We start from the raw sequence: 19,410 nt of genomic DNA, 5'->3' as shown, positions 1-19,410 counted from the left end.
GTAGGAACACTCATATGAGCAAAGCACAATGCCGGATCGGCGTCGATGTCGGCGGTACTTTCACCGACTTCGTGCTGGTCAATGCCGCAACCGGCCAAACGACTTTCTTCAAGGAACCAAGCGTGCCGTCAGACCCGTCCGCATCGGTCGAGCGCGGCATCGTCAAGGTTATCGAGAAGGCAGGTGTGACCAATGACGATGTGGAACTGGTCATCCACGGCACGACAATCGGGCTGAACGCCATCATCCAGAGGCGCGGCGCTCCCATTGCGCTCGTGGTTCCCAAGGGCTTTCGCGACATACTCGAAATCGCACGCTCCCGGATGCCCAATTCCTATGACATGAACGCCGGCAAGGAAGAGGTTCTGGTTCCGCGCGACCTCGTCTTCGAGGTGGGAGCAAGCATGGGCGCGAACGGCGAAATCCTGTCGCGGCCCGATGCGGACGAACTGGATGCGCTTGCAGCACGGCTGAAAGAAACCGGCGTTGCCGCAGTCGCCGTCACCCTTATCCACGCCTATCTCTACCCTTCGCTCGAACGCGATGTCGTATCTGCTCTTGCCCAGAGATTGCCGGGCATTCTCGTCACGGCTTCGGCGGAAATCTGGCCGGAGACGCGTGAATATGAACGGACATTGGTGACGCTGCTCAATTCCTATGTCCATCCGCTGATGACCGGTTACTTCACGCTGCTGCAAGAACGGCTGGCACGCCTGGGCTTGACCGCACCCGTCTATATCACCTCGTCGAACGGCGGCACCCTGTCGGTGGACACGGCTCGCGATCGCCCGATAGATACCGTGCTTTCAGGACCGGCATCCGGTGTCGTGGCAGCGCATGTCATCGCCGGGCAATCGGGCGTCGATCGTATCATCACTTTCGACATGGGCGGCACTTCGTCCGATATTGCCGTAACGCGCAACGGCGATCCCGAATATACCACCCGCACGCATATCGGTGATTTTCCGCTGGTCCTGCCGGTCGTCAACGTCTCTGCCATCGGAGCGGGCGGCGGCTCGATAATCTGGGTGGATGAGCATGGCTTGCTCAAGGTTGGACCGGGCAGTGCCGGTGCCGATCCCGGCCCTGTCTGTTACGGACGCGGTGGTATGTCGCCCTGCATAACCGACTGCTATGTGGCTATCGGCCTGATCGATCCCGACAGGTTTCTTGAAGGACGCATGAAACTCGACCGTCAGGCAGCGCTGGATGCTCTCGCCGCAGTCGGTGAGAAGATCGGGATTTCTGGCCCTGATGCGGGCGTGCGCACTGCGGAGGCAGCCTTGCGTATCGCCACGGCGGTCATGGGGACGGAATTGCGCAAATCTCTGGCGCAGCGCGGTGAGGATCCGCGCAGTTTCGCGCTGATGCCATTTGGCGGCGCTGGCCCGACGCACGCAAACATGCTGGCCTCGGAAGTGGGCCTGACGTCGATGATCGTGCCGGGTGCTCCGGGTACTTTTTGCGCCATGGGTGCAACATTGGCGGACATCAAGCGCGACTATCTGCGCTCATTGCGCCACCGCGTGACAAATCCGGCGGTTACAGCCGGTCTTCTGTCGAAAACGCTCAGCGAACTGGTCAGGACGGGTCGGGAATGGATCGCGGGCGAAGGCAGCAATCTTGGCGATCCGGTCCTGACCATAACCGCCGACCTCCATTATGAGGGTGAAGCTTTCGACATCAATGTGCCCGCCCCCATGCATGGCGATGAGATCGACGTGGCCGCATTGTGCGAAGCGTTCCACCAGCAGCACGAAAGACAATATGGTTTTCGCGATCTGGAAAGCCCGATTGAAATCGTGACCCTGCGCCTGCGCGTCAGCGCCAATCTCCCTCGCGTGCCGACGGCAATGACGGTGGGTGACGAAAGCGCCGAAGCTCTCGAAACACGTTCGATCTGGCACGATGGCGGGTTTATGCCGGTCAGCGTCTATAACCGGCGCGGACTTGCGCGCGGACAGAGAGTCGCGGGCCCCATCGTTCTGGAGCAGGAGGATACCACGACCTGGATTCTTCCGGGATGGGAGGTCGAGGTGCAGGAAAATGGCAGCATTCTTGCACAGGCGGTAGCCTGAAAAATTGCCCGGAAGCACTCATCGCTTCCGGGCAGTAAAACCACATGAAAGGTCCAGGCTTTCGATCAGAACGATCAGAGCGGGAATACGGCCCCCGGATTCATTCGCAGGTCGGGGTCGATGAGCCGGCGAAGAGCCTGCATGAGATCCATGCGTACCGCGTCCGTCCGCTGCGATAATTCTCCGGTCAGCTTGCGCCCGATGCCATGCTCGGCGGAAAATGTTCCGCCCAGTGCCTCGACCTCGTCATGAACCAGCGCCATGACTTGCCCGGTTACTTCGTCCGGATTGGCAAAAGCCGCCCATTCTTCATGCGTGAAATGCACGATGAAGTGTACGTTGCCGTCGCCTATATGCGATACGATCAGGATATTGGCATCGGGATGCAGCCGCTGGACAGCGGCGCTGCAACGTTTGATCATCTCCGGCACCATGGCGGGGCGCACGGCCACATCATGCGACAGGCTGTGGCCATGGATCTTGTTCGCCTCAGACACGGAGTGGCGCACATGCCAGATGTCGCTCGCCTGCGCTTCGCTTTGAGCGACGAAAGCGTCGGTAACCGTCCCCTCCTCGAATCTTTCGGCCAGCCAGTCCTCCAGCGCAGGGCGCAGATCGGCGCTCGCATCGGTGCTTCCAAGCTCGATCAGCAACGACCAGTCGGGACGATCGTCAAAAGGCTGCCGCGAACGAGGGATATGGCGCAATACAAGATCAACTTCATTGCCTGAAAGCAATTCCGCTGCCTGCACCGAGGTGTCGAAACGATCTTGCAGCCGCATGAGCAATTCGACCGCCGCTCCAATATCCCTAAGGGCGATCCACGCATGGGCCGAAGCGTGCAGCAGGGGCTGCATGCGCAGCGCTGCGGCCGTGACGATCCCCAAGGTTCCCTCGGCTCCGATAAAGAGGTTTTTGAGATCATAGCCTGTATTGTTCTTGCGCAGGGCCTTGAGGTCTTCGAGTATCCGGCCATCGGGCAAAACCACTTCAAGACCGCAGACCAGTTCGCGGATCGGGCCATAACGCAGAGCGCCCGTGCCGCCCGCATTCGTCGATACCAGACCGCCAATTTGCGCACTGCCTTCGCTGCCCAGATGAAGAGGGACGCGACGATCGACACTTTCAGCGGCTTCATGCGCGGCGGTTAGAGTTGCGCCCGCTTCAATAACAAGAACACCAGATGGTTTATCGATCTCCCGGATTGTCGTCATGCGACCTAACGCCAGAACGATGCCCTGTCCTTCATCCGTTGGTATTGCCCCCTGGCAAAGCCCGGTATTGCCTCCTTGTGGAACGACCGCCCGCCCATACCGCGCCGCGATCTTCATCACATCAGCCACTTCCACCGTGCTCCCCGGGAGCACCACTGCGACCGCCCGGCCGGTGGCATATCCTCTCCAGTCTTCCAGATAGCCGATCATATCGTTCGTATTCGTCAGCACATGGCGTATGCCCACCACGCCTGCCAGATCTTTGAGAAACGCGTCGTTTGATTGGTCTTGATGTGTCATTGCGGCTGATCCTGAGGATGAAGGTAGAATTGTCGTATAGTATAAATTATTATACCATAATGCAATAAAGCTGTTCCCTGTCACGATCATATGCGGAGCCGCTATCCTGCTGAATCCACCTCATGACCGGCGTGCTCGAATTGTGCTTCCCGTCGGGCCGTTGCGGAGATCGAGCCGCAGAACCTTTTTTGCATATGCCGACATGCACGAAGCGGATGATCCTGCTATAAGCGCTCAGCTTTGGAACGGATGACATGCCGCATAAACCGCAAAAGGATGACGCAGTTCGCTCTTTTTCCGCGCTTTCGGCGGGCAAGCGCGCCTTTTATCTCGCGCTTGGTTTCTTCATGCTGGCTCTGGGTATCATCGGCGTGGTGGTGCCGGTAATGCCCACGACGATCTTCATCATCCTTGCCGCAGGCTGCTTTGCCCGCTCGTCGCCCAGATTTGAAGCGCGCCTGCTTGCCAATCCGAAATTCGGACCTCTCGTCATCAAATGGCGCGAGCGCGGCGCGATTCCGCCCTATGCGAAATTCTATTCCTGTCTGGGCATGGCCTTTGGTTATGGCATGTTCTGGTGGTCGGCAAATCCCGGCCCGCTGTCCGCAATAGCGGTTGCGATCTTCATGCTCGGCACGGCTGTCTATATATTGACGCGACCGGACGAATAGCCTTGCGGCAGGATTGCCGGATGCCGCAGCCAATAAATTGCGTGTCGGCGATATTGATACAAACCTGTAACAATAGTGTCATATGAATGTAATATAGAGCGCGTAGACGGCTACTGACGCTTTCCCGTCATAGGTCTTTTACAACAGGAGCTAATGCTCATGAACAAGATGATTTCCTCGACCGCGGCGCTCGCTATTGCCGCCGTTCTGTCGGTTTCCGCCGCTCAGGCGCGCGACCAGATTCAGGTGGCCGGTTCTTCGACCGTTCTTCCTTACGCCAAGATCGTCGCTGAAACTTTCGGCGAAACCTACCCTGATTTCAAAACCCCCGTCATCGAATCGGGCGGTTCGGGCGCAGGCATCAAGGAATTCTGCAAGGGCGTCGGTGAAAACACCATCGACATCGCCAATGCATCGCGCGCCATGAAGGACTCCGAACTCAAGTCCTGCATCGACGCTGGCGTCAAGGACGTTCAGGAAGTTCGCTTCGGCTATGACGGCATCGTATTCGCCACCGACGCGCAGGGTCCGGACTGGAAACTGAAGCCGGTCGATCTCTACACGGCTCTGGCTGCCCAGATCGTTGTCGACGGCAAGCTGGTCGACAATCCGAACACCAAGTGGAACCAGGTCAATCCTGATCTGCCGGATTGGGACATCGCCGCCTACATTCCGGGCGAAAAGCACGGCACCCGCGAAGTGTTCGAAGAAAAAGTTCTGGCTGACGGCTGCAAGACCTCTGGCGCTCTTGACGCAATCAAGGCGACCGGCCTTGACGACAAGGCTGCTGGCAATGCCTGCATCGCTGTGCGCAAGGACGGCAAGGCAGTGGACATCGATGGCGACTACAGCGAAACGCTGGCCCGCATCGAATCCAACAAGACCGGCGTTGGCGTTTTCGGCCTCTATTTCTACGAAAACAATGCTGACAAGCTCAAGGTTGCGACCGTCAACGACGTAAATCCGACGGCTGAAACCGTGGCTTCGGGTGAATATCCGGTTTCGCGTCCGCTGTTCTTCTACGTGAAGAAGGCTCACCTGGGCGTCATCCCCGGCCTGAAGGAATATGTTGATTTCTTCCTGTCCGAACAGATGGTTGGTCCTGAAGGCCCGCTTGCTGAATATGGTCTGGTTCCGGCTCCGGATGCAGAACGTGAAGCACAGCGCGCAAGCTTCACCGAAGGCAAGGTTCTTGCTGCCAAGTAAGCTGTGAATTAGGAAGGTGCGGGAAGTATTTTCCCGCACCTTCTGCTTTGAATTCTTGGGCAACCGGGGAAATTGTATGTCCTTCTTTCTGGTTCTTGTCAGTGTCGTCGCTATCGGGCTGATCGGCTTGTTTATCGGGCGGCAGCGTGCTGTCGCGCTCGATCGGTCGCAGCCTGTCAGCAGCGCGTCCCCGGCCAGCGGCGCGTCCCCGGCCAACGGCGCGTCCCCGGAATGGGAAAAAATGCACTCCCGGCCTCATTATCATGGCTGGTGGGTGTTTCTCGTTTCGACGGTGCCCGCGGTTCTTTTTCTGGCCGTCTGGTCGGTCGGCACATCCGTATATCTCGATCACAGCGCAACTGCGCGTATGCCGCAGGCAATCGAGGATGGCAGCTATTCCAGCCGCAGCCTCCAGCTTGGCATGATCCGGAACCTTGCCGATGGCCTGGAGCGCCTGACGCCTGCCGAACTTGAAAATTTCCCCCAGACCTATCAGCAGGCGCGTGAACTGCTCGGCTCGCGGGGCGTGGCTCTCGCCACCGAAGGGCAGGACTATATGGTCCCGATTGCCCTGTTCATTGAGAGAGCCGACAAGCTCTCCCACACGATCGGCACGGCGATTGCCTTCATCATCGCGGTTGCAGGTGTCGTATTCGGCCTGTCGACCATCTCCCGTCGCCGGCGCGCCCGCAACAATGTCGAACGCATCGTTTTATGGGGGCTGATTGCGGCTTCCGGCGTCGCCATTCTTACGACCATCGGCATCATCTTTTCGATGCTGTTTCAGACGATCAATTTCTTCAATTCGGTCGCGCTCGTCGATTTCTTCTTCGGAACCGTATGGGATCCGCGTTTTGCTGCGGCCGGTTCGGGCGGCGAAACGGGACAGTTCGGCCTGATCCCCCTTCTTGCAGGCACGCTTTACATCGCCTTCGTTGCCATGCTGTTTGCGGTGCCGGTCGGCCTGTTTTCAGCCATCTACATGGCTGAATACGCCTCGCCCAAGGTGCGCATGGTGGTCAAGCCGCTGCTCGAACTTCTGGCGGGCATCCCGACCATTGTCTATGGCTTCTTCGCGCTGGTCACGGTGGGTCCGTTCCTGCGTGATCTGTCGGCGGCAATCGCGGGCGGACAGGGCTTCATCATGGCGCAGAGCGTGCTGACGGCAGGCCTTGTCATGGGCGTGATGCTCATCCCCTTCGTTTCCTCGCTTTCCGACGACATCATCACCGCCGTGCCGCGCTCGCTGCGTGACGGTTCGCTGGGCCTTGGCGCGACCCGCTCGGAAACCGTCAAGCGGGTGGTATTGCCCGCGGCCCTTCCGGGCATTGTCGGCGCGCTTCTGATGACCGCCTCGCGCGCGATCGGTGAGACCATGATCGTGGTGCTGGCTGCAGGCGTTGCCGCCCGCATCACCATCAATCCCTTCGAGGCGATGACGACGATCACCGTCAAGATCGTCAACCAGCTCACCGGCGACCTTGAATTCGATTCGCCGCAGACGCTGGTCGCCTTCGCGCTTGGCATCACGCTGTTTGTCCTGACGCTGATCATGAATATCTTCGCGCTCTATATCGTTCGCAAATATCGGGAGCAGTACGAATAATGACTGACACCACCTTCAATTCTGTCGGCTCCTCGGCAAAGCCCCAGCGTCGCGATATTGGATTGAAACGCCGCTATGCGGCAGAGCGCCGCTTCCGCTTGTACGGGATTCTGGCCATTGCCGTTGGCGTGTTCTTTCTCTGCGCCTTGCTGTTTTCGATCTTCTCGAAAGGCTACACGGCTTTCTGGCAGACGACGCTTTATCTTCCGGTCGAACTGAGCGAACAGGTGATCGATCCGGGCAACAAGCGCGCGACCGATCCCAATGTGCTCATTACCGCGAACTATCCGCAGCTTGTGCGCAATGCATTGGCGCAAAAGCTCGGCGTATCGACGACGGACCGTCCCGCCATGCGCGATCTTGGCCGCATGTATTCGGATGGCGTGCGCGTGCAGCTGCGTGAAATGGTCATGAACAATCCTTCGCTGATCGGTACGACGCAGACCGTTGCGGTTCTGGCTGGCGCCGATGTGGATTCGGCCTTTAAGGGGCAGATCAACCTTTCGGTTCCTGAAGCAAGCCGCAAAGTGTCGGACCGGCAGGTCGCATGGATGAACCAGCTTGCGGCAGACGGCGTGATGAGCCAGGCCTTCAACAAGGGCCTGTTTACCTTCGGCGCATCCAGCCGCCCGGAAACGTCGGGTCTTGGCGTGGCGCTGCTCGGCTCGCTCTACATGATGCTGATCGTGCTCGTTCTGGCGCTGCCCATCGGCGTCGCCTCCTCGATCTATCTGGAAGAATTTGCCAAGAAGAACCGCTTTACGGACCTTATTGAAGTCAACATCAACAATCTGGCCGCGGTGCCATCCATTGTTTTCGGTCTTCTGGGTCTCGCGGTCTTCATCAATTTCTTCAATCTGCCGCGTTCGGCCTCGATTGTCGGCGGTCTTGTGCTCACCCTCATGACCCTGCCGACGATCATCATCGCAACCCGTTCCGCGCTGCGCGCCGTGCCGCCCTCGATCCGGGCTGCGGCTCTGGGGCTGGGCGCATCCAAGACGCAGATGGTTTTCCATCACGTCCTGCCGCTGGCCGCCCCCGGCATCCTGACCGGCACCATTATCGGGCTTGCGCAGGCATTGGGCGAAACCGCGCCGCTGCTTCTCATCGGCATGGTGGCATTCGTCGCCGATTTGCCCGCAACGCCGATGGACCCGGCCACCGCTCTGCCCGTGCAGATCTATATGTGGGCCAATGAAGCAGAACGGGCTTTCGTGGAACGCACTTCGGGCGCTATTATCGTCCTGCTTTTATTCCTGGCTGCGATGAATATCGCCGCAATCATTCTGCGCCGCCGTTTCGAGCGCCGCTGGTAAACGGGAGACAAGGTGATGAATCTAATGACAGAAAGATCTCTCGATAAAGCCGTAGGAGACAAGATGAACGCCAATGCCAGTTCCATCAAGATGCGGGGCGAGAAGGTCAGCGTATTTTATGGCGAAAAACAGGCCCTTTTCGATGTCGATCTGGAAATCCCGGAAAAGATAGTCACTGCGCTGATCGGCCCTTCGGGCTGCGGCAAGTCCACTTTCCTGCGTTCGCTCAATCGCATGAACGATACGATCGAAGGCTGCCGTGTCGGCGGCAAGATCACGCTCGACAAGGAAGATATATACGATCCGAAGATCGACGTGGTGGAACTTCGCGCCCGTGTCGGCATGGTGTTCCAGAAGCCGAACCCGTTCCCCAAGAGCATCTACGAGAATGTGGCCTACGGCCCGCGTATTCACGGTCTGGCCCGCTCGCGCGCCGAGCTTGAAGAAATCGTCGTCACCAGCCTTCAGAAAGCCAGCCTGTTCGAGGAGGTGAAGGATCGCCTGCACGATGCCGGCACCGGTCTTTCCGGCGGTCAGCAGCAGCGCCTGTGCATTGCACGCGCCATCGCGGTCAGCCCGGAAGTGATCCTGATGGACGAACCCTGTTCGGCGCTCGATCCGATCGCGACCGCGAAGGTCGAGGAGCTGATCGATGAGCTGCGCCAGAACTACACCATCGTCATCGTGACCCACTCCATGCAGCAGGCGGCGCGCGTGTCTCAGCGCACAGCCATGTTCCATCTGGGCAATCTGGTGGAAGTGGGCGACACGGAAACCATGTTCACCGCCCCGACCGAAAAGCGCACCCAGGACTATATTACCGGTCGCTTCGGTTGATGTGCAGGGGCGCTCCGCAAGGGTGAGCGCTCCAGATAAATGAATAGTGCGGCATCCCCGCAATCTTGATTACGAGGTTTAACATGTCGTCCCAGCATACTGTTCGCTCCTATGATGAGGAACTGAAGTTCCTCACCCACAAGATTGCCGAAATGGGCGGTCATGCGGAACGCATGGTCGAGCAGTCTGTCACTGCGATCGTCAATGCCGATAACGCGCTCGCCCAGCGGGTTATTTCCGACGATCTCATTCTGGATGCCAGCGAGCGCGAGATCGATGACAAGGCGGTCATGATCATTGCCAAGCGCCAGCCCATGGCGGTGGACCTGCGTGAAATCATCGGCGCGATCCGCATTTCCGCCGATCTGGAACGCGTCGGCGACCTTGGCAAGAACATGGCCAAGCGTGTGGCTGCCGTGTCGGAATCGCGCCAGCCCGTCAAGCTTTATCGCGGCCTGGAAACGCTGGCCGATCTTGCTTTGACGCAGCTCAAGGACGTGCTCGACGCCTATGCCTCGCGTTCGGTGCAGCAGATCAATATCGTACGCGACCGCGATGACGAGATCGACGCGATGTACACGTCGCTTTTCCGTGAATTGCTGACCTATATGATGGAAGATCCGCGTAATATTTCCGCCTGCACGCATCTTCTGTTCTGCGCCAAGAATATCGAGCGCATCGGCGATCACGCCACCAATATTGCAGAGACCGTTTATTACATTGTCACCGGACTGCAAATGCCGCCCGAACGGCCAAAGGAAGACCTGAGCCACGGCATTGTCGTGGATTAAAGCATTTCCAGCAAAAGTGCGTAGCGGTTTTGCGTTGGATAATGCGGCAAACCAAGCATTTCCAGCAAAAGTGCGCAGCGGTTTTGCGTCGGACAATGCGCCAGAACAAACGCTCGGAAGTGGTTCCGGGGATTTATTGAACAGGACCGCTCCAGGCATCAAATCTTGAACAATGCCGCTTCGGCGGCTGAGATATGTGAAAAACGCGGCGGCACGCGGTCGATGGGGGGCTTGCATTCTCCGCTCGCCGGATTTTTGAATAGGAACTGCCGGAATGTCACAAGCACCTAAAATTGCTGTGGTTGAAGATGAAGAAGCGCTGAGCGTATTGCTGCGCTACAATCTGGAAGCGGAAGGCTATCAGGTAGAGACGATTCTGCGCGGTGACGAAGCCGAAATGGTGCTTCGTGAAAATGTGCCCGACCTTCTCATTCTCGACTGGATGCTTCCTGGCGTTTCAGGAATAGAACTCTGCCGCCGCCTGCGCCAATGGCCGGAAACCGAGCGCCTGCCGATCATCATGCTGACGGCGCGCGGCGAGGAAAGCGAGCGCGTTCGCGGTTTGAGCGTGGGTGCGGATGATTATGTCGTAAAGCCGTTTTCGACGCCGGAACTGCTGGCGCGGGTCAAGGCCATGCTGCGCCGCGCCAATCCCAGCGTGCTCTCGCATGTGCTCAAGGTGGGTGATCTGGTGCTTGATCGCCAGCAGCATCGCGTCTACCGCAAGGAGCGCGAAGTGCGGCTTGGACCGACTGAATTCCGCCTGCTCGAATATTTCATGATGTCGCCGGGCCGTGTCTTCTCGCGCAGCCAGCTTCTCGACGGCGTCTGGGGACCGGATATTTATGTGGACGACCGCACCGTCGATGTCCATGTCGGGCGTTTGCGCAAGGCCATCAATTTCGGTCGCGCGCCCGATCCCATCCGCACCGTGCGCGGCGCCGGCTACTCGTTCGGCTGAACGCCCGGCGCTTTTCATACCGGCGGAGGACGGCACCGATTCGGGGTCTCCGCCGGTAAGAAGCGCTGGAATCCTTCATTCTCACGCGATGTTACAATCTGTCGGGTAAATTTGAAGGAACCTTGCGGAACCTTCCGGAATCAGAAATTCGGGAGTTGATCTGGGCTTAAAATCAGCCCCTTGCCAATTTTTCAAAGCAAAGCTGAATTAAGGCGGCGATATGGCCTGCCATTTCAAGATTTTGAATCCCGCTAAATCAACAACTTATGAATATTTTCAAGTACGTTAAGAATTTATTAATATATTCAAGGGGTTTTGAGGCGAGATTCATCTCTCCCATCGGGTTCGGTTTGCAGTTGTTACAGCCGCAGCTTCATTTTCGGAATTTGACCCATCGCCTTTTTTTGGCCTAAAAATTCCAAAACCTTGAATGTGACGAGTGACACCGAACGTCTGATTTTAATCGCCGTTCTTTTGGCTTGCACCACCGCAGCCCGCTTTCCCGATGCCCCCGAAGGGCGGGAGCGGGCGAAACAGTTAAGGGTCCTAACTATGAGACAGAACCGTTGACGCGCCCCGTTAAGTGGAAACTGCCCATTCTTGCGGGGCTGCTCATGGCAGCTTTTGCAGTGACGGGTTGCACGACAACCGGAGGCAAGGACAAGACGGCGGCGGCCAGCCACGTCAAAACGGTGCAGGGCACGAAAACCTTTGCCTATACGGCGCGCGATCGTGAATGCCTTCAGCGCGCCATGTTCTTCGAATCCAACCGTTCCAGCCCCGATGGCCTCGTGGCTGTCGGAACCGTCGTGATGAACCGCCTCGCCAATGAACGCTACCCCGATACGATTTGCGGTGTGGTTGGCCAGAAGAAGCAGTTCGCCCCCGGCGTCCTCACGCGCAAGATGAAGCCTTTGCCTGATGTGGAAGCGGCAGCCGACGCGGTTTTGAAGGGCAAGCGCCACCCAAAGCTCAAGAACGCCATGTTCTTCCACACCGCCGGGCTGAAATTCCCCTATCGCAACATGCATTATGTGCTGGTTGCGGGCGGCAATTCTTTCTATGAAAAGCGCAGGCGTGACGGTTCACTGGAAAACCCGGTGCCGCAGACGCCCTATGCTCTTGCTTATGTTTCGCCGTCACAAGCGCCATCCGCGCCGCAGCCCGATGTGCAGAGCGTGCTGGCGCAGGCGTCCGGCACCCCGCAGGTGGAAGAGCAGGGCATTGCTTCCGGACCGGGCGCGGGCGAGGAGAGGCTGGCGACATTGCCGGTCAAGCCTGCCGACAAGCCGCAGCTCACCCAGATGGCGGCATATCAGCCCGTTTCCGGACTGGATGAAGGCGCTGCGCAATCGCAGACGATCTCCCACAGGACACAATTGGGATATGGTCCCGATAATGAGCGTATAGACGCCATTGGCGCATTGTTGCTCGCGCAGGAACGTCCGCACACGCCGCTTTGAGCCTGTGCCTGAAAAGGCTTGCGGACGTTACTTCTTGATGCGGACGGGCACCGGCTGATAGATCACCAGCGGCCGGTCATAAAAATCCGTCCGGCTCTCCCAGGCACGGCGATCCGCGCGGCGGTCGAGATCGAGCCGCATCAGGCAGTTGGCAAAGGCTTCCGTGTTTTCCCTGAAACCGTAATTGCGGCAGGTCTGCTCATCAGCGGCGCGGCGTTGTTCGGGCGTCATCGTCACGCACCCGGCCAGCAGGGTGGCGGTAGCCAGAATGATAAGCGCACTTTTCCTCATTGCCATTGCTTTCGTTTGATTGCTATTGCTTCTGACCGCATGTTCAATATAGCGCAGCGATACAGATTTTTCCAAAAGGTTCTCCGCCCTCATGGCTCACGATACGAACAATCCCGCCATCGATCCGGTAAAGCTTGAACGTCTGGCCGAAGTGGCTGTGCGCGTCGGCCTGCAATTGCGCGAAGGACAGGATCTGGTCATTACCGCGCCGGTCGTGGCGCTGCCACTGGTGCGGCTGATCGCCAAACACGCCTACAGGGCCGGGGCCGGACTGGTCACGCCATTCTTTGCCGATGATGCGCTGGCACTGGCGCGCTATGAAAACGCCTCCGATGAAAGTTTCGACCGCGCCGCCGACTGGCTTTATGAGGGCATGGCCAAAGCCTATGCGAATGGTGCCGCGCGCCTGGCCATCGCCGCCGACAATCCGATGCTGCTTTCGGCGCAGGACCCCGCAAAAGTTTCGCGCGCCAACCGTGCCAATTCCATCGCCTATCAGCCCGCGCTCGAAAAGATTGCCGGGTTTGACATCAACTGGAACATCATCTCCTATCCAAACCCGGCATGGGCGGCATTGATGTTTCCCGATGAGCCGGAGGAAGCGGCGACGCGCAAGCTGGCGGATGCAATTTTCTCGGCGTCGCGCGTCGGTGTCGATGATCCGGTCGAAGCATGGGCGACGCATAATGCCAATCTTCGTGCACGCACCCGTTTTTTGAATGGCAAGAATTTTTCCGCCCTGCATTTTACGGGTCCGGGTACCGATCTTACCGTGGGGCTGGCCGACGGGCATGAATGGCATGGTGGGGCGTCGATGGCCAAAAACGGCATCACCTGCAATCCGAACATTCCCACCGAAGAGGTCTTTACCACGCCGCATGCGCTGCGCGTGGAAGGCCATGTTTCGAGCACCAAGCCATTGTCGCATCAGGGCACGCTGATCGATAATATTTCCGTGCGCTTTGAGAAGGGCCGGATCGTCGAGGCGAAGGCCAGCCGCGGCGAGGAAGTGCTTTTGAAGGTGCTGGATACGGATGAGGGCGCGCGCAGGCTCGGCGAAGTGGCGCTGGTTCCGCATTCCTCGCCGATCTCGCAGAGCGGGCTTTTGTTCTACAACACGCTTTTCGACGAAAATGCCGCAAGCCATATCGCGCTCGGGCAATGCTATTCGAAATGCTTCATCGACGGAGCAACGCTTTCGCCCAAACAGATCGCCGCGCAGGGCGGCAATTCGAGCCTCATTCACATCGACTGGATGATCGGCTCCGGCCAGATCGACGTCGACGGCATCAATGCCGATGGCAGCCGCGAGCCGGTGATGCGCGGCGGCGAATGGGCCTGACCTGTCTGCCGTAACAAGGAAAAGGCCGGGAAATCCCGGCCTTGAACCTATTTGCTTTCCTGCACATGTGCCTCAAGGAACCACAGCGCCTTGTCGAAGCTGCGCGAGGCAGCGGTGAAAATATCGGCGGTGGTGTCGTCGCCGGCTTCATCCGCATCCTTGATCGATTTTCTGATCAGGTTCGCCACATCGCCATAGCGCTCGATCAAAGCCTTGAGATGATCGTGGACGGCGTAAATATCGGTCGGATAGGGCGCGAGCTTCGTTTCCTTTTCGACCACCTGCGTCGTGCCATAGGCCGTGCCGCCCAGCTGGACGGCGCGTTCGGCAATCGTATCGACATGGTCATCAAGATCGGCACGGAACGTATCGAGCATTTCGTGCACTGCGATGAATTGCGGCCCCTTGAGGTTCCAGTGCGCCTGCTTGGTGATGAGGGAGAGATCGATGGTCGCTGCCAGATTCTCGTTGAGCAGTGCGATCATCGTCGTCTTGGTATTGGAAGGAAGATCGTTACGGGTTGCATGCATTGCCTTGTTGGACATTTTTTCCTCATAACTATTATTGCTGAAACCAGTCAGTTTCCGGCTGGAAACCGCATTTTTCGAGATGGCAAGCGGGAAAACCCGCGCCCTTGGTGGTAAAACGCGCGAACGCGCATTTGGTTCCGGTGAAACCGAACTTTTCATGCGCCCGCCGCTTGGGGCTTGTCGCGGCGCGATTTCTGATCTACGCGAAGCGCATGAAGATACTCGCTCTCGATACCGCCTCTTCCTGGTGCGCTGCCGCAATTTATGATGCGCAGAGCGATCTTGTTCTCGCGCAAGTCAGCGAGAATATCGGCAAGGGCCATGCCGAACTGCTCATGGATTACATCGCAACAGCATTGGATGAGGCTGGAATCGCCATGAACGGGATCGACCGTGTGGCGGTCAATATCGGCCCCGGCTCCTTTACCGGCGTGCGTATCGGCGTGTCGGCGGCGCGCGGTTTCGCGCTGGCGCTGGGGCGTCCGGCCATTGGCGTCAGCGCTTTTCAGGTGTTGGCCTTCGAGGCCGCACAGGCCCATCCGGCAAGGCCCGTTCTCGTGCTGCTGGATGCCCATCGTGGTGAAATCTATGCGCAGGCCTTTGCCGGGGACGGCACAGCGCAGGCCGATCCGGTCGTCGTGTCGCGCGATGAGGCGATCGCCCTTGCACGCGCGCAATCCACGCAGACCGTGCTGGCAGGTTCTGCGGCCAATGCGGTCAATGAAGCACTTTCAGGTATTTTCACCGTTGCCCGAAGCGAGGCGACCGGACATATCGGCACTTATGCGCGGCTTGCAGCCCGGCATGGGCCGGGCGAAGCCCCCCGGCCGCTTTATATGCGCGCTCCCGACGCCAAGCCGCAAACCGGCTTTGCGCTGCCGCGCCGTTCTGCTGGAGAATAGCGCGATGATGAGCTTCTTGCGCGAGCGCTTTGGCCGCAAGCCCGTTCTGATCGAGCCGCTTGGCGCGCGCGACAGCGCAGAAATTCACCGCATCCATGCACAAGTCTTTCACCACGGCTGGAGTTCGGACGATTTCCGCGCGCTGATCGCGCAGGAAACGGTTTTCGGCTTCATTGCCCGCCCGCAGGGCAGGCCAGCCGCCGCCTGCGGTTTCGTGCTGGCGCGGCTTGTGGCTGGCGAGGCCGAAATCCTCACCATCGCGGTTGCAGGCGAGGCGCAGCGGCAGGGCATTGGCCGGTTGCTGATGGATGCCGTGCTGCGTCATCTTTATCAGGAGCGTGCCGAAACCCTGTTTCTGGAAGTCGATGAGGCCAATGTGGCGGCGCAGGCGCTTTATCGCCGCCTGGGCTTTGCCAGAGTGGGGAGCCGCCCGGCCTATTATGAAACGGAAAATGGCCGCTCTTCCGCTCTCATTTTGCGGCGCGATTTCAAGAGGCCGCAATGATCGGCTCAATCCGCATCATTGTCGTTCTGGCCGCCTTTGCGGCGCTGACCTTGTCACTCATTCCGGTGCAATATGTCTTCCTGAAGCTCAAGAATGGCTGGAAGAAGCGCCTGCCGCACCGCTTCCATCGCATCGTCGCCCGATTGCTCGGCTTCCGTGTCCATATTCATGGCGAAATGCATGAGGGGCGGCCGCTGCTGCTGGTGGCAAACCATACATCATGGAGCGACATTATCATCCTCTCGACGGTCGGGCAGGTGTCCTTCATCGCCAAGTCCGAGGTGAAGGGCTGGCCCGTTTTCGGCCTGCTGGCAGTCCTGCAACGCACTATTTTCGTCGAGCGCGAGCGGCGCGGCAAGACCGGCCAGCAGACATCCGTGATCGCCACCCGTCTGGCTGCGGGCGATGCCATGATTCTTTTTCCCGAAGGGACGACTTCGGACGGCAATCGTGTGCTGCCCTTCAAAACGGCGCTGTTTGGCGCGGCCCATGCCGCGATCCGCGAGACGGACGTGGACGAAGTGATCGTCCAGCCGGTCGCAATCGCCTATACCCGGTTGCACGGCATGGCCATCGGGCGCTATCATCGCCCTGTCGTATCGTGGCCGGGCGATGTCGAATTGCTGCCCCATCTCAAGGGTGTCCTGCGTGCCGGCGCGATTGATGTCGAAGTGCGTTTCGGCGAGCCGGTGGTTGTGACCGCTGACACGGACCGCAAAATGCTGGCGCGAATCATGGAAGAACGGGTGCGGACATTGCTGCAAGGCGCATTGTTCGCGCGCGACATTGCAGATGATTAACGCCCGAGCGGGTTTATCGCCTTCCAAATGCGCGATAAAAACTGTAGATAGCCGCCATGAGCGAAAATATGACCGATATGCAGAAAACACCGGCTGGCAGCAACACCCGTAAGGTCTTTGTAAAGACCTATGGCTGCCAGATGAATGTTTATGACAGCCAGCGCATGGCCGACAGTCTTGCGGCGGAAGGCTATGTGACGACCGACAGGCCCGACGATGCCGATCTGGTCCTGCTCAATACCTGCCATATCCGCGAAAAGGCTTCGGAAAAGCTTTATTCAGCGCTCGGTCGCCTGCGCAAGATGAAGAATGCGCGCGAAGCGGATGGCAAGGAATTGACCATCGGCGTCGCAGGCTGTGTGGCGCAGGCGGAAGGGCAGGAGATCCTGCGCCGCGCGCCCAATGTCGATCTGGTCATCGGCCCGCAGACCTATCACCGCCTGCCCAATGCGCTTGCAAGGGTGCGCGGCGGCGAAAAGGTGGTCGAAACCGATTATGCCATCGAGGACAAGTTCGAGCATCTGCCCGCGCCCCGGCGTGAAGAAGTCGTCAAGCGCGGCGTTTCGGCATTTCTCACCGTGCAGGAAGGCTGCGACAAGTTCTGCACCTTCTGCGTGGTGCCCTATACGCGCGGCGCGGAAGTCTCGCGCAGCGTGGCGCAGATTGTCGCAGAAGCCGAGCGCCTCGCCGATAGCGGCGTACGCGAACTCACCCTTCTGGGGCAGAACGTCAATGCCTGGCATGGCGTGGGCGACGATGGCCGCGAATGGGGGCTGGGCGAATTGCTGTTTCGCCTTGCGCGTATTCCCGGTGTTGCACGGCTGCGCTACACCACCAGCCATCCGCGCGACATGGATGATGCGCTGATTGCGGCCCACCGCGACCTGCGGCAATTGATGCCCTATCTGCATCTTCCGGTGCAATCGGGTTCGGATCGTATCCTGAAGGCGATGAACCGTCGCCACAAGGCCGACGAATATCTGCGCCTGATCGAACGTATTCGCAATGTCCGCCCCGATCTGGCGCTTTCGGGCGATTTCATCGTCGGCTTTCCCGGCGAGACCGATCAGGATTTCGAGGATACGATGAAGCTGGTGCGCGAGGTGAATTACGCGCAGGCCTATTCGTTCAAATATTCGCCGCGCCCCGGCACGCCGGGTGCCGATCTTGACGATCATGTCGATGAAGCGGTCAAGGATGAGCGCCTCCAAAGGCTTCAGGCGCTTTTGTCCGAACAGCAATATGCGTTTCAGGATTCGATGATCGGGCGCAAGATGGACGTGCTGCTGGAAAAGCCGGGCCGCTTCCCCGGCCAGATGGTGGGCCGCTCCCCGTGGCTGCTTCCGGCCATTGTCGAAAACAACGCCGATGCGGTCGGCGATATTATTCATGTGCAAATCACTGCCACCGGCACCAATAGTCTTATTGCGCAAAAACTCGGCTGAAGGCATGATGGCTTTGAGGCGGGCCTTGACAGCCTGCCCCAATGCGATCGCAATGCGAGAACCTTAACAGGTCAATTGAGGAGATCCGGTTGAGCGCTACGGAAAAGTTGAAACCTGCCAAGCCAACCACTCAAACGCAAAAAAGCCTGTCCGGCACCCCCGTCTCGGGAGCCTCGGATATGGCCCACATCGTCCTTACATTCGACAATAATCGCCTTGCCAGTGCGCTTTATGGCCAGTTCGACGAGAATCTGGCGCGTATCGAGCAGCAACTGGGCATCGATGTACGCTCCAAGGGCAACCAGCTCTCGATCCGCGGCGAGCCGACGGCGACTGAGCAGGCACGCCGGGCGCTCGACCAGCTCTATGAATATCTGCAAAAGGGTCATGAATTGTCGCCATCCGATGTCGATGGCGCCCTGCGCATGGCCGCTGCTGCCGATGACCAGCTCATCTTGCCCACGCTGGAGAACAAGGGCAAGATTTCCGCAGCCCAGATTTCGACGCGCAAGAAGACGATCTTTGCCCGTACCGCGACGCAGGACGCCTATATGCGCGCGCTTGATCGCTCGGAACTGGTTTTCGGGGTCGGGCCTGCGGGCACCGGCAAGACCTATCTGGCTGTCGCCCATGCCGCCATGCTGCTTGAGCGCGGCCTTGTGGAACGCATCATCCTTTCGCGCCCGGCGGTCGAGGCGGGCGAACGGCTGGGCTTTCTGCCCGGCGACATGAAGGAAAAGGTCGATCCCTATCTGCGTCCGCTCTATGATGCGCTTTACGACATGATACCGGCGGAAAAGGTCGAACGCGCCATTGCCGCAGGCGTAATCGAGATCGCGCCGCTGGCCTTCATGCGCGGGCGCACGCTGGCCCATTCGGCGGTCATTCTCGATGAGGCGCAGAACACCACCTCCATGCAGATGAAGATGTTTTTGACCCGCCTTGGTGAAGGCTCGCGCATGATGGTCAATGGCGATCCCAGCCAGATCGATCTGCCGCCCGGCCAGAAGTCCGGTCTTGTCGAAGCGCTCAATGTGCTCGCCGATGTGGATTCGGTCGTGAAGGTCCGCTTCACCGAAAAAGACGTGGTGCGCCATCCGCTGGTGGCGGCGATCGTCAACGCCTATGACCGCCACGGCAAAAGCATATAGA

At 58.9% G+C, this 19,410-nt stretch carries 18 protein-coding genes; 15 read left to right on the top strand and 3 right to left on the bottom strand.

All coding sequences use genetic code 11. The annotated features are described in order from the left end of the window. Positions 1–14 precede the first annotated feature (14 nt). Positions 15–2,078: a hydantoinase/oxoprolinase family protein gene (locus DKP76_RS02750; protein WP_109704869.1), complete on the top strand. Its 2,064-nt coding sequence runs from the start codon at positions 15–17 to the stop codon at positions 2,076–2,078. Positions 2,079–2,152: 74 nt separating this feature from the next. Here DKP76_RS02750 and DKP76_RS02745 read toward each other — a convergent pair whose 3' ends face one another. Next, positions 2,153–3,592, bottom strand: a complete 1,440-nt coding sequence (locus tag DKP76_RS02745) for an FAD-binding oxidoreductase (RefSeq protein ID WP_109704868.1) — start codon at positions 3,590–3,592, stop codon at positions 2,153–2,155. 254 nt (positions 3,593–3,846) lie between these two features. On the opposite strand from DKP76_RS02745, the gene DKP76_RS02740 reads away from it, so the two are divergent. From DKP76_RS02740 to DKP76_RS02705, 8 genes are all read left to right on the top strand, one after another. Then, positions 3,847–4,263, top strand: coding sequence for a YbaN family protein (locus DKP76_RS02740; RefSeq protein WP_109704867.1), 417 nt, complete (start codon positions 3,847–3,849; stop codon positions 4,261–4,263). Positions 4,264–4,422: 159 nt separating this feature from the next. Then, on the top strand, positions 4,423–5,469 hold the full coding sequence (locus tag DKP76_RS02735; protein WP_109705152.1) for a PstS family phosphate ABC transporter substrate-binding protein: 1,047 nt from the start codon (positions 4,423–4,425) through the stop codon (positions 5,467–5,469). A 76-nt stretch (positions 5,470–5,545) separates the two neighbouring features. Continuing rightward, positions 5,546–7,075, top strand: a complete 1,530-nt coding sequence (pstC, locus tag DKP76_RS02730; protein ID WP_109704866.1) for a phosphate ABC transporter permease subunit PstC — start codon at positions 5,546–5,548, stop codon at positions 7,073–7,075. Beyond that, positions 7,075–8,391, top strand: a complete 1,317-nt coding sequence (gene pstA / locus DKP76_RS02725; RefSeq protein ID WP_109704865.1) for a phosphate ABC transporter permease PstA — start codon at positions 7,075–7,077, stop codon at positions 8,389–8,391. The genes pstC and pstA overlap by 1 nt, the downstream gene beginning before the upstream one ends. 63 nt (positions 8,392–8,454) lie before the next feature. Further along, positions 8,455–9,228: a phosphate ABC transporter ATP-binding protein PstB gene (pstB, locus tag DKP76_RS02720; RefSeq protein WP_245410133.1), complete on the top strand. Its 774-nt coding sequence runs from the start codon at positions 8,455–8,457 to the stop codon at positions 9,226–9,228. 83 nt (positions 9,229–9,311) lie between these two features. Next, entirely contained in the window at positions 9,312–10,019 is a 708-nt protein-coding gene (gene phoU / locus DKP76_RS02715; RefSeq protein WP_109704863.1) for a phosphate signaling complex protein PhoU, read from the top strand. Between the two features lie 274 nt (positions 10,020–10,293). Continuing rightward, positions 10,294–10,980: a phosphate regulon transcriptional regulator PhoB gene (gene phoB / locus DKP76_RS02710; RefSeq protein ID WP_109704862.1), complete on the top strand. Its 687-nt coding sequence runs from the start codon at positions 10,294–10,296 to the stop codon at positions 10,978–10,980. A 566-nt stretch (positions 10,981–11,546) separates the two neighbouring features. Continuing rightward, entirely contained in the window at positions 11,547–12,443 is an 897-nt protein-coding gene (locus tag DKP76_RS02705; RefSeq protein WP_109704861.1) for a cell wall hydrolase, read from the top strand. Positions 12,444–12,470: 27 nt separating this feature from the next. On the opposite strand, the gene DKP76_RS02700 is transcribed toward DKP76_RS02705, so the two are convergent. Further along, positions 12,471–12,740 carry a hypothetical protein gene (locus DKP76_RS02700; protein ID WP_109705151.1) on the bottom strand — a complete coding sequence of 90 codons (270 nt, stop codon included), beginning with the start codon at positions 12,738–12,740 and terminating at the stop codon, positions 12,471–12,473. 85 nt (positions 12,741–12,825) lie between these two features. Between DKP76_RS02700 and DKP76_RS02695 the strand changes: the two genes are divergently transcribed. Then, positions 12,826–14,076, top strand: coding sequence for an aminopeptidase (locus tag DKP76_RS02695; protein WP_109704860.1), 1,251 nt, complete (start codon positions 12,826–12,828; stop codon positions 14,074–14,076). Positions 14,077–14,123: 47 nt separating this feature from the next. Here the strand turns inward: DKP76_RS02695 and dps are convergent, their stop codons facing one another. Beyond that, positions 14,124–14,621, bottom strand: a complete 498-nt coding sequence (gene dps, locus DKP76_RS02690) for a DNA starvation/stationary phase protection protein Dps (RefSeq protein WP_109704859.1) — start codon at positions 14,619–14,621, stop codon at positions 14,124–14,126. A gap of 197 nt (positions 14,622–14,818) precedes the next feature. On the opposite strand from dps, the gene tsaB reads away from it, so the two are divergent. The 5 genes from tsaB (at position 14,819) to DKP76_RS02665 (ending at position 19,409) form a co-directional block, all read left to right on the top strand. Next, positions 14,819–15,508, top strand: coding sequence for a tRNA (adenosine(37)-N6)-threonylcarbamoyltransferase complex dimerization subunit type 1 TsaB (gene tsaB / locus DKP76_RS02685; RefSeq protein WP_109705150.1), 690 nt, complete (start codon positions 14,819–14,821; stop codon positions 15,506–15,508). Between the two features lie 4 nt (positions 15,509–15,512). Then, on the top strand, positions 15,513–16,013 hold the full coding sequence (gene rimI, locus DKP76_RS02680; protein WP_109704858.1) for a ribosomal protein S18-alanine N-acetyltransferase: 501 nt from the start codon (positions 15,513–15,515) through the stop codon (positions 16,011–16,013). After that, complete coding sequence (gene olsA / locus DKP76_RS02675; protein WP_109704857.1) at positions 16,010–16,813, top strand: lyso-ornithine lipid O-acyltransferase; 804 nt, start codon at positions 16,010–16,012, stop codon at positions 16,811–16,813. The genes rimI and olsA overlap by 4 nt, the downstream gene beginning before the upstream one ends. Before the next feature lie 56 nt (positions 16,814–16,869). After that, complete coding sequence (gene miaB / locus DKP76_RS02670) at positions 16,870–18,258, top strand: tRNA (N6-isopentenyl adenosine(37)-C2)-methylthiotransferase MiaB (RefSeq protein WP_109704856.1); 1,389 nt, start codon at positions 16,870–16,872, stop codon at positions 18,256–18,258. Positions 18,259–18,347: 89 nt separating this feature from the next. After that, positions 18,348–19,409 (top strand): PhoH family protein, encoded by a 1,062-nt coding sequence (locus DKP76_RS02665; protein WP_199224733.1) that lies wholly within the window; start codon positions 18,348–18,350, stop codon positions 19,407–19,409. Position 19,410: the final 1 nt, after the last annotated feature.

Source organism: Falsochrobactrum shanghaiense (genome assembly GCF_003149535.1).
Taxonomy (GTDB): domain Bacteria; phylum Pseudomonadota; class Alphaproteobacteria; order Rhizobiales; family Rhizobiaceae; genus Brucella; species Brucella shanghaiense.
The sequence above is the reverse complement of the archived record's forward strand: the minus strand, read 5'-3'. Positions and strand labels throughout refer to the sequence as shown.